Source organism: Streptomyces sp. NBRC 110611 (genome assembly GCF_001590865.1).
Classification (GTDB): Bacteria; Actinomycetota; Actinomycetes; order Streptomycetales; family Streptomycetaceae; genus Streptomyces.
In genome coordinates, this window is sequence record NZ_BBUY01000098.1 from 1 (window position 1) to 634 (window position 634).

1 pseudogene is annotated in these 634 nt (G+C 70.3%); it reads right to left on the reverse strand.

The annotated features are described in order from the left end of the window. A pseudogene (locus AZE13_RS38935) lies at positions 1 to 523 on the reverse strand (transposase family protein); the annotation flags it as partial. Positions 524 to 634: the final 111 nt, after the last annotated feature.

Sequence of the window (634 nt, forward strand, 5' to 3'; positions counted from 1 at the left end):
CGGGGTGGCCGGGGTCGGCCAGGATCGGGACGCGAAGGTGGATGGGGGTGGTCACGGTGCGGTGCCGGTGGGTTGCCGTCAGGTCGTGGGTTCGCTCTGGAGGCCACAGCGGTCGGCCCGCGGGGTCGGTGACGAGCTGGAGGTTCACGCCGTGGCGACGGTGCTTTCCCTAGTGGTCGCCGCGGCCGCCGGCGCCCCGGTCGCATTCTGCCAGGGTGCCGTCCACCCGCAGGTACTCCGCCCTGGCTTCGCCTCACGCAGGGCTCGGGTCAGGCCCGGGGCCCGGCGGGCCGGCAGCACCGCCACGGAGCGGACACAGGCGTGCGCGGTGCCCACGCTGATCCGGAACCCCACCGCGATCCGGGCGAGAGTGAGGTGCTGCTTGAGGTACACGAGTGCGACCAGGGCACGCCCGGACGCCGGCAGCTTGCACCGGCGGTCCCTCCCGGAGGACGATCAGCATCATCACCGTCTCCACGAGCGCGTGCGGCAGGTCCAGAGCAGCAGATACGTAATCAACCAGGCCCCTCGGGCGAAGAGAAGACACGAGAGACACCTCGCTCAACATCCCAGGGCCTCACCCGTTCTGCACCCACATCACATCACCCGATCGCTGACCACCCTCAAAAGGCTC